The organism is Nitrospinota bacterium (genome assembly GCA_016217735.1).
GTDB lineage: Bacteria > Nitrospinota_A > UBA7883 > JACRGQ01 > JACRGQ01 > JACRGQ01.
In genome coordinates, this window is sequence record JACRGQ010000072.1 from 1 (window position 1) to 9,117 (window position 9,117).

Sequence of the window (9,117 nt, forward strand, 5' to 3'; positions counted from 1 at the left end):
AGCAAGCCGTCGTGTGCGACCGATGAGGGAGCACCGGCAAACAGGACGTTTGCCGAGACGGCGAAGCCGGGCCGCGCAAGCCGGAGCGTGATGCGACGGCGCGTGAGGCCGCATCCCCCTCTGCTCCACCAAAATACAAAAACCCCCTTTAGGGGCGTTTTGTATTTTGGTCCGGTATTGGAGGGGATCGAAGCAAGCCGTCGTGTGCGACCGATGAGGGAGCACCGGCAAACAGGACGTTTGCCGAGACGGCGAAGCCGGGCCGCGCAAGCCGGAGCGTGATGCGACGGCGCGTGAGGCCGCATCCCCCCCTGCTCCACCATTCATGGCTTTTCAAGGGACGGCTTCTTTTTCCACCGCGCATAAGTTGGATTGCCGGATAGCATGCGCGCCACTCCCGGCGATGGGTCTTTCGCCAAACGTTCCATGATCTCCGGCGGCAGATTCCGGTTCCAGGCCAGCCATGTGCGGTCCGTATCCGTCCCGCGTTCAAGTATTTCCCGCATGAGATCGATGGGGCACGCGGTGTTCATGGCAATATCGTACCAAGCAACTTCCTTGGCGCGGAACATCTCACGAATGATTTCTTCCGGCAGCGCCGGATTTCTCGCCAGGTATCCGTTTGTGGTGGAGTACCTGCCTTGCGTGCGCAGCTTCAGGAGCAGTTCCTTGGGCGTATTCGGGTTGGTTGCCGCGCCCCAGCGAACATCCTGGATGCGATGCCGTGCAAGGCGCATCAGAATTTCCCGTGGCGTGGACGGATTGGAACCGAGCAGGTGTAATGTGGATACATCATTAAAGCGGCTGAGCATGACCACTTCTTCGGCGCTTAGCGGGCTTCTTTCTTCGAGCTTGAGGATGGTGGATGCCGATACGCCTTGTCCGGTCAAGAACTCCCTCGCCTTGGATTCGTACAGGGGTGGCGTATTACAGGCGTTCAAAAACAGCATCAGCCCAATTCCCAACCCGCCTTTTATAAGGAAATAAAGCCGCCTGACAACCAGCGTGCCCGCCCTATTGCCCATTGTTTGTCCCCCCTTCCCGCCGCCACCGCTCATTTCGTTAATCCTTCCGAAAGCGATATAAAAACCTGAGTCCACTCCCCGCGGTTCAACCCGCCCATGCCCTTGCCGAGGCGGACGATGACGACGCCGGCGATTGGGTTGACGTACAAAAACTGGCCGAGATGTCCGTTCGCCATAAAGTCCGGCCTGTTTTGATCAACCTTCCACCACATCCGCTGGTAGTTCCAGGCGCTGCCAATGCTCATGTCGGCCTGGGTGGATGCGTGTACCCAGTCCGCCGGAACGATTTGCCGCCCCTCCCACGTCCCTTTGTTTAAATACAACATTCCAAATTTTGCAAAATCCCGCGCGGTGGCGGCCAAACAACACCCGGTTTTTTCCAGCCCATCGGGTGCATGGTCTATGCTCCAAATACCGTCATGCTCCATCCCCAGTGGCCGCCAGAGACGCTCCTGCATATATTCCGTTATGCTTTTATTTCCCAGCGCGCGCTTCAGCGCGAGCGTCAACAAAAAGACATCGCCCGATTTGTATTCAAACCGCGTGCCGGGCGGCTCTTTTAACGTAAGTTTCAATATTTCCTGTTCCAGATGATCGGTATAGTAATAGCGGACATGTATTCCCAGGGGCATTCCCGTCTCGGCATAATCAATGCCGGAGGTCATTTGCAACAGATGTTTCAAGGTGACCGCGGCGAACCCTTGTGATCGCAGCTCCGGAACATAATCGGTGACCGGTTGATCGATGGATTTCAGGTAGCCGTCGGCAAGGGCGCAACCTGTAAGAACGGAGAAAAACGATTTCGCCATCGAAAATGACATGCTTGGCGTGGCGCGGTCATAGCCGTCATGGTAGCTCTCTACAATAATCCGGCCGTTTTGTACTGCCAGAAACGCGGTCGTGCCGGTTTTTGCCAGCAGTTCGGAAAGAGAAACATCTTTTCGGCCGCCGAAATCGACTCGCGGCGCGCTGTTGGCAATGCCGGCGCCCTCCGCGAATTGAAAAGGCCGCGCCGATGCCGTCATGAGCCGATGGGGGAAAATACGGTAATCATCTATCCCTGAGAAGTTATATGCGAGGGTGCGATAGGCCGTGGTTGGCCCCACAAAAGCGGCCCACCATCCCAATAAGAAGACGGCTGCGCAGATTGCCATCAAGCCTGGATGAAGCTGCTTGAATCTCATCGTTTCCTTTCGATGCGCGCCGCGGCCCCATTCGGGCTTTGGAAACCGCTCCGCCGGCGCAGCTCCTCGATTTTCGGCTCCAGCGTGCGCGTCAGTTCCTCCAGTTTTTGGCAGTAGCGGGTCTCGCCTTGAACGCACCGCTCCTTGTAGCCGCGCGCCTCGTCGGGGGAGGTGGTGGGATTGTAGCGCGAGCTGAGCAGACAGCTTTGCAGGCGGCCACGCTCGCAGGCGAAGTCCCACCATCGCCGGGCGGCGTCGGGCTGGCTGTTCTCCCACTCGAAATCGCCCAAGTCCTCGCAGACCGAAAGCGCGCCGGATTCGCATGCCGTCTTCAGTTCCCGGCGCTTGGCGTTCAATTCCTCCTCTTTCAATGCCTCGGCGGGGCGCATCGTTTCGATTGCATCAAGCGTTGGCGCGGCATTTGTCAGCTTGAGTTCGCGCACCCGGCCCCGATGATCCATTTCCAGGGCCACTCCGCCGCCCCGCGGATACAGTGTCAGCCTGTAACCGCTGATTACGCCGCCGGCCTCCGGCTCCGGCCGGTATTCGATCACCCCGCGCTCGGTGCGCATACGCCCTCCCCCGCCAATCTCGATCATGCGGAAATCGCAGGCGCCGGCGTGGGAACCCTGTTCGATGAAAAGGCTCGGTGGGTATCCGCGCCCGGGCCGCAAGGCAACGCCGCTCATCAGACAGCCCGCCAGCGCATTCAGGTAGTGCTTGTCGTCGTTTCCCGCCCAGGCCGCGAAACAGGTGGAGGCGGGTTTCCAGGCCGGCGCTCCCAGCTCAGTGACGTTTCCGTCCGTATCGATGCCTATAACCAGCGTTCCAGCCCCTTCACTCTCGGCGCGGGCGCAGGCGGCGAATCGCCCCGCCTTGCCGCCCGCATCAGGCGGGTCGGCGTAGTAGTAGAAGGCGTATTCGTCCGCGCCGGCCGCTGCATTCGACTGACCACGTTGAAGTTTCCGCGGCAGACAGCCGCTGGCGAACAGGCCGGCCATGTCGGCCGGATACCCTCGCCGCCCGCCGCCCCCGGCATATTTCCGCGCGCAGTCCGCAACGGCGGTAATGGTTTTGCGCGCCTGCCGGTCGTTGTATTCGCGGATCAGCGCCGCGCGGTCGTAGGGCTTATGCACCGCCTTCTGGAAGAATCCCCATCCGAACAAGGCGTAGAGGGCCGCGCCGGTCAGGCTCAGTGCGGCAACCGTATGCCGGCGTTGATCGCGCGGCAACCGAAAGTGGGCAAACCACGCGGATGCGGCGGTCCCCAGCATGGCCAGCATATAGCCGGCCAACGCCAATGCGTCGACCCGCTGTTCCGGCGTGGCGACGCCGAAAAAGAGGATGAGCAGCCCGATTGGCAGCGCCAGCACAAGCGCGGCGACGGTGCCGATGCCCGCCGCGTAGGCGATGCCCATGCCGCGCAGCCGCCGTGCGGCCAACAGTAAAATGCCGGGCAGGAGCGGCACGGTGAGCAGCAGGGCGGCCTGCATGCGCCCCCAATGAATCGCGCGGCGGTCGAAATCATTGGCGGCAAAAAATACGATTGCGGCAACAGCCGCAAGAAGACCGAGTATCACGATACCCAAAGAGTACCGGCGTCCCCCCGACTCTTTGGGTCCATTAATCATGTCTCTGCCCTTGAGTGCGGCGCACGTCCAACGTGCCGGATGGGTGTGCCTTGACCAAGATGATGCACATGAAATGAGCCTATCAGATTTTTGCGGCTGCCTGAAATCTTACCCCCGGGTTAACCGGCGGGCGGCTTATCGGCGGCGCCGGGCGGATTGGGGGATTTGTTGTCCGCGCATTTTTCGGCGCGGAGACGATACTGTCCGCCGTGCTTAACAAGGCGCGTTTTTGCGGTACTATCGGCGGCAGGATGAGCAAGATGATGGGACGGATAATAATTCTTCTGGCCGTGTGCGCCCCGCCGACCCCAAGCTGATGTATATGAACGGCTGGTGGCTGGTGGTGGGCGGCAGCTATTTCAACTACCCCTCGCGGGAAGCCGCCGTGAAAGCCGCCTGCGCCGCCGCCAAAGAATCCAAGTAGCCGCTTTTCCGTGACGATTTTGACTTGAACAAGATGCACCTTATAGCTTATGAAATTGCCCAGTGGACAGGCCGTTCAATTTCGCGGAAAGAATAGGGCATTTTAGACGGCAGCTAGGATCGTTTTTACTTTGCGCTCGACCTCTATCTGTTCAAGATGGTAATCGAGCATCATTTCGGCGACGTTCTTAAGCTCGGCCCTTGCCCCCGCCCGCGTGGGCGACCACGCGAAAAGATGGGCGTGTCCCTTTACCTCGGCCAAATATCCTTCACCATCTTTGCGAACCGTTATTTTCATATGCTTAATTGTAGCGCAAAAAGCGAATAGGCATAATCCTTAAAAAATAGCTGGAAGAGAGCGGGTTCTCCGCGAAAGGCGCACCAATTCCTTTGCATTTATTTTTCACGGGACGTAAAATCCATTCATGGCATGGGTTGAACGTTGAAAGCGTATCGTGATTAAAACACAGGTTATTAAAGAAAGCGGCAAGCCCGTGGCCGTCATCCTTGACTACGGCGAGTTTCTGCGCCTGAAGGGTATTGAGCGGGAAGACAAAAAGGATTACCAGTCGGCCATCCAAGTGAAAAGAAAAAATAAAAAATGGACGTCGCATAAAGAGCTGAAAGAGTCGCTGGGCATGTAAGGCTCCCCGTTCGCCGTCAAGCTGGCGGCACTTCCCAAAGCTTCAAGGGATGGTGTACCTGATATAAATAAAAGCTGACAATTGTGGAGATATGAAACGTGGTGCCGAAGGGTTTTTATTACGCCGCCGTCAAAGCGAAAATAAAGAAGTGGGATAAAGAGGACGTCGGCCTCATCATCAGCCACGAGCCGGCCGCCGCCGCCGCCGTGTTCACCACCAACCGGGTGAAAGCCGCGCCGGTATTGCTGAGCCAGGCGAATTTGAAAAACCGCGCGCACCGCGCCGTCATCGTCAACAGCGGCAACGCCAACGCCGCCACCGGCACGGTCGGCATGAAGAACGCCAAAGCCACCATCGAGGCAGTCGCCACAAACCTCGGCATCAAGACCGGCGAGGTGCTCATCGCCTCCACCGGCGTTATCGGCCTGCAACTGCCGATGGAGAAAATCCTCGCCGCGGTGCCTCGGCTTGCCCAATCGCTGGGCAACGACGCGGTCCCCTTTACCCGCGCCATCATGACCACCGACACCCGCCCCAAAGAGGCTTCGGCGCGGGCGAAAATCGGCGGCAAGACGGTTACCGTGTGGGGCAGCGCCAAAGGGGCCGGGATGATACACCCGAACATGGCGACGATGCTGGCCTTCACGCTCACCGACGCCGCCATCGCCAAGCCGGTGCTGCAAGCCGCGCTGGTGGAGGCCGCCCAACATACCTTTAACCGCCTCACCATAGACGGCGACACCAGCACCAACGACACCCTCATCCTGCTCGCCAACGGCGCGGCGGGGAACACGCCGATTGCCAAGGGGAGCGCCGGCTACAAAAAATTCGTCGCGGCGCTCACCGCCGTCTGCGCGAAACTTTCCGAGATGATCGTCGGCGACGGCGAGGGGGTAACGCGCATCGCCGAGATCAAGGTGGAAAAAGCAAAGAACGAGGCCGAGGCACTGGCTGTGGCGCGCGCGGTGGCCGGCAGCCTGCTGGTGAAAACCGCGTTGCACGGCGGCGACCCGAACTGGGGGCGCATCATCTGCGCGGCGGGTTACAGCGGCGTGCCGGTCGATCCCGATAAGATGGAGCTTTACTTCGGCAAATACCCCGCGTACAAGAACGGCCTTCCCGCGAAAACATCCGAAGACATTCTGGCGGCGGAAATGAAAAAGAAAAAAGTTCTGATGCGCCTCGTGCTCAACAGGGGCAAGGCCTCCACCTCGTACATCTTCTGCGACCTCAGCCGCGAGTACGTCACCATCAACGCGGATTACCGCACCTGATGGCGTACGATTTCGCCTCCACCGTCCCGCCGGGCGGACAGGAGAAGGTCTACTCCATCACCGAGCTGACGCGGCTCATCAAGGATATGCTCGAAGGCTCGTTCCCCTCCATCTGGGTGGAGGGGGAGGTGAGCAAGGCGACGTACCACACCTCCGGCCACCTCTACCTCACGCTGAAGGAGGAGAAGGACGTGCTGGACGTGACCATGTGGCGCACGTCGCTCGCGCGCGTGCCGTTCCGCGTGGAGCCGGGGATGAAGGTCATCGTCCGCGGGCGGATGAGCAACTACGGCCCCTATGGAAAATACAACATGGTCGCCGACCGGGTGGAACCGGCGGGGCTGGGCGCGCTCCAGATAAAATTCGAGCAGCTCAAGAAGAAGCTGGCCGCCAAGGGGTACTTCGACGAGGAGCGCAAGCGGCCGCTGCCGCCGTATCCAAAAACCATCGGCATTGTCACCTCGGCGGTGGGCGCGGCGTTCAAGGATATCGCCCGCATCATCCGCCGCCGCAACCCGGCGGTGAAGATGATCCTCGCTCCGGTGCTGGTGGAGGGGGAGCAGGCGAAGTTTCAGGTGGCGCAGGCGATCGACGATTTCAACGCCTACGGCAATGTTGATCTGCTCATCGTCGGGCGCGGCGGCGGCAGCCCCGAAAGTCTCTGGACCTTCAACGAGGAGATCGTCGCCGACGCTATTTACCGCAGCCGGATACCGGTCATCAGCGCAGTGGGACACGAGATAGATTTCACCATCGCCGATTTCACCGCCGACCTGCGCGCCAGCACCCCCAGCGCCGCCGCCGAGCTGGCGGCGCCGAACGCGGCCGACCTTCGTTACACGGTGGAGCAGCTCCAGCGGAAAATGGCTGGCGACATGGTGGCGCTGGTGCGCGAACAGAAGCGGCGCGTCGCCGATCTCATCCGCCGCCCGGTTTTCACCGACCCGTCGCGCGCTTTCGAGCCGAACCGGCGGCGCGTGGACGAATGCCTGCTCCGGATCGCCAACGCGGCAAGAAGGCGGCGGCTGGAAAAAGTCCAACGCCTCGCGGCGCTGATGAAGCATTTGCGGCTGTTGCGTCCCTCCGAGCAGATCAGGCGCAAGATGGAGCATGTGGCGCATTTGGAAGAAAAGATGGCGCGGACGCTCAGGATGCATTTGGGGCAAATGAAACAAAAATTCACGGCCGCCGGGGGCAAGCTCGATATGCTCTCGCCGATGAAGGTGCTCGACCGCGGATACGCCATCGCCCGCCTGCCGGATGGCACGGTGATCAAGGACGCCGCGCTGGTCTCGCCCGGCGACCCGCTGGAAATCCTTTTGCGCAAAGGGCGCATAGAAGCCCGGGTGGAAAAAGCGGGCACTTAAGGAGCGTTACGCCCGCCCGCCCGCGCCGCGCCCGCGCGAGTAAATGATCTGCTGCACGGTCTTGCCCGCCTTTGTGGCGGTTTGCCAGCCGATCAGCCTGAACCCGGTTTTTTGCAAAACGCGTATGGAAGCGTTGTTGAATTCGAAAACATTGGCGGTGACGCTCGGCACCGGGTGCCGGGCAAAAATGTGATCCAGCATGAGGTCTACCGCGGCGGTGGCGATCCCCTGTTCCCAAAAATCCTCTCCCAGCCAGTAACCAATCTCCGCGTTGAACCCTCCCGGCATGACGCGATAACCAATCGCCCCCGCCGCCTCTCCTTTCACCTCTATGGCGAAGTGGGTGCGGGGCGAGGCGTTCATAGCCGATGCGATCCAATTGGCGGCTTGTTCTTCGGTATACGGGTGCGGAAAGTCGTCGCTCAGCGTTTGCCACACGTTGCGGTTGGCGGCATGGCGGGCGAGGGCGGGAGCGTCTTCCGGCACGAAAGGCCGGATGAGGAATTTTTCGTGGCGGAGCCCGGTCATCGGCATTTCCCTTTTTATCCCGTGGCGGTGAACGCGAATGAGCGCATGGAAAGCGCGGCGTGGTGGAATCCCTCAAAAACCGTTTCGAGCCGGTCGTCATCGCGCGCGCAGCCGAGCGTGAAGAAGAGCGGCAAAAAATGTTCCGCCGTGGGGTGCATTGCCGCGGCGTGGGGGGCCAGCGACAGATATTCGAACAGTTCCGCCGCGTCGCGGTCTTGCACTTTCGCCGCCGCCCACGCGTCGAATTCCGCCGCCTCTTTCAGCGGCGCGGCCTCCTTCGTTCCCCCGGCCAGCATGGAGAGGTTGTGCGTCATGCCCCCGCTGCCGATGAGCAACGCGCCCCCCGCGCGCAACCGGCCCAACGCTTCGCCCATCGTGAAAAGAACCTCCGGGGCGGAAGGCCACGGGATGGACACCTGCACAACCGGCACGTTGTGTTCCGGGTACATGATCGCCAGCGGCGTCCATGCGCCATGATCGAGTCCCCGCGCGTGGTTGAGCGCAACGTTCATTTCTTTTGCCGCCAGAAGTCCGGCGACCGTGCGCGCCAACGGCACGCTGCCGGGGGCGGGATATTTCATCCGGTACAGATCTTCCGGAAAGCCGGAAAAATCGTGAATGGTGGCGTTGATGCCGGCGATGGCGGTCACCTCCACCGCGCCTTCGGTGAGCCAGTGCGCGGAGACGGTGATTATGGCCGATGGACGGTGTTTTTTTCCGAAGGCGGCAAGCGCCGCATAAAAACCGTCCCGTTCCAGGGCCACCGTCGGCGCGCCGTGCGAAACGAACAGTACGGGAGCGGTGGAAACCGCCGGACCGGCCCCGGGCTCGACCGCGTGGAAGTATTCCATTTATATATTCTGAAGCTTCCATGCCAATCTGGCAACCCCGTTCCTTCAGGGTGTTGCGAGCACATTAACCGTCCGGTGTAGGAGCACATTACCTGTCCGGTTATATAAAACGTCCATGGAGGCGTTTTATGAGAAAGACGATGTTCGGGCAGGAGGTGTTACTCATGCGATTTCAAGAAGCGCATAGCGG

General features: G+C 60.4%; 9 protein-coding genes. 3 read left to right on the plus strand and 6 right to left on the minus strand.

Annotated elements, in window-relative coordinates; genetic code table 11:
* Positions 1-323: 323 nt before the first annotated feature.
* From HZA03_12055 to HZA03_12070, 4 genes are all read right to left on the minus strand, one after another.
* On the minus strand, positions 324-1,058 hold the full coding sequence (locus tag HZA03_12055) for a hypothetical protein (protein MBI5638688.1): 735 nt from the start codon (positions 1,056-1,058) through the stop codon (positions 324-326).
* Positions 1,055-2,209, minus strand: coding sequence for a serine hydrolase (locus HZA03_12060; GenBank protein ID MBI5638689.1), 1,155 nt, complete (start codon positions 2,207-2,209; stop codon positions 1,055-1,057). The genes HZA03_12055 and HZA03_12060 overlap by 4 nt, the downstream gene beginning before the upstream one ends.
* Positions 2,206-3,840, minus strand: a complete 1,635-nt coding sequence (locus tag HZA03_12065) for a hypothetical protein (protein MBI5638690.1) — start codon at positions 3,838-3,840, stop codon at positions 2,206-2,208. The genes HZA03_12060 and HZA03_12065 overlap by 4 nt, the downstream gene beginning before the upstream one ends.
* Before the next feature lie 526 nt (positions 3,841-4,366).
* Positions 4,367-4,561 carry a hypothetical protein gene (locus HZA03_12070; protein ID MBI5638691.1) on the minus strand — a complete coding sequence of 65 codons (195 nt, stop codon included), beginning with the start codon at positions 4,559-4,561 and terminating at the stop codon, positions 4,367-4,369.
* 157 nt (positions 4,562-4,718) lie between these two features.
* Here HZA03_12070 and HZA03_12075 point away from each other — a divergent pair, with 157 nt between their 5' ends.
* From HZA03_12075 to xseA, 3 genes are all read left to right on the plus strand, one after another.
* Positions 4,719-4,907, plus strand: a complete 189-nt coding sequence (locus tag HZA03_12075) for a hypothetical protein (GenBank protein ID MBI5638692.1) — start codon at positions 4,719-4,721, stop codon at positions 4,905-4,907.
* A gap of 98 nt (positions 4,908-5,005) precedes the next feature.
* Complete coding sequence (argJ, locus tag HZA03_12080; protein MBI5638693.1) at positions 5,006-6,181, plus strand: bifunctional glutamate N-acetyltransferase/amino-acid acetyltransferase ArgJ; 1,176 nt, start codon at positions 5,006-5,008, stop codon at positions 6,179-6,181.
* The gene (gene xseA, locus HZA03_12085) at positions 6,181-7,548 is read left to right on the plus strand and encodes an exodeoxyribonuclease VII large subunit (GenBank protein ID MBI5638694.1); all 1,368 of its coding nucleotides are present in this window, start codon (positions 6,181-6,183) and stop codon (positions 7,546-7,548) included. Before argJ ends, xseA begins: the two co-directional genes overlap by 1 nt.
* 6 nt (positions 7,549-7,554) lie before the next feature.
* On the opposite strand, the gene HZA03_12090 is transcribed toward xseA, so the two are convergent.
* Both HZA03_12090 and HZA03_12095 read right to left on the minus strand, forming a co-directional pair.
* Complete coding sequence (locus HZA03_12090) at positions 7,555-8,082, minus strand: GNAT family N-acetyltransferase (GenBank protein MBI5638695.1); 528 nt, start codon at positions 8,080-8,082, stop codon at positions 7,555-7,557.
* Between the two features lie 8 nt (positions 8,083-8,090).
* Positions 8,091-8,927, minus strand: coding sequence for a dioxygenase (locus tag HZA03_12095; GenBank protein MBI5638696.1), 837 nt, complete (start codon positions 8,925-8,927; stop codon positions 8,091-8,093).
* Positions 8,928-9,117 lie beyond the last annotated feature (190 nt).

What these genes read in the sequence shown, in the direction of transcription:
- HZA03_12055 (MBI5638688.1), bottom strand. Translation starts at nt 1,058, where the DNA reads ATGAGCGGTGGCGGCGGGAAGGGGGGACAAACAATGGGCAATAGGGCG.
- HZA03_12060 (MBI5638689.1), bottom strand. Translation starts at nt 2,209, where the DNA reads ATGAGATTCAAGCAGCTTCATCCAGGCTTGATGGCAATCTGCGCAGCC.
- HZA03_12065 (MBI5638690.1), bottom strand. Translation starts at nt 3,840, where the DNA reads ATGATTAATGGACCCAAAGAGTCGGGGGGACGCCGGTACTCTTTGGGT.
- HZA03_12070 (MBI5638691.1), bottom strand. Translation starts at nt 4,561, where the DNA reads ATGAAAATAACGGTTCGCAAAGATGGTGAAGGATATTTGGCCGAGGTA.
- xseA (MBI5638694.1), top strand. Translation starts at nt 6,181, where the DNA reads ATGGCGTACGATTTCGCCTCCACCGTCCCGCCGGGCGGACAGGAGAAG.
- HZA03_12090 (MBI5638695.1), bottom strand. Translation starts at nt 8,082, where the DNA reads ATGCCGATGACCGGGCTCCGCCACGAAAAATTCCTCATCCGGCCTTTC.
- HZA03_12095 (MBI5638696.1), bottom strand. Translation starts at nt 8,927, where the DNA reads ATGGAATACTTCCACGCGGTCGAGCCCGGGGCCGGTCCGGCGGTTTCC.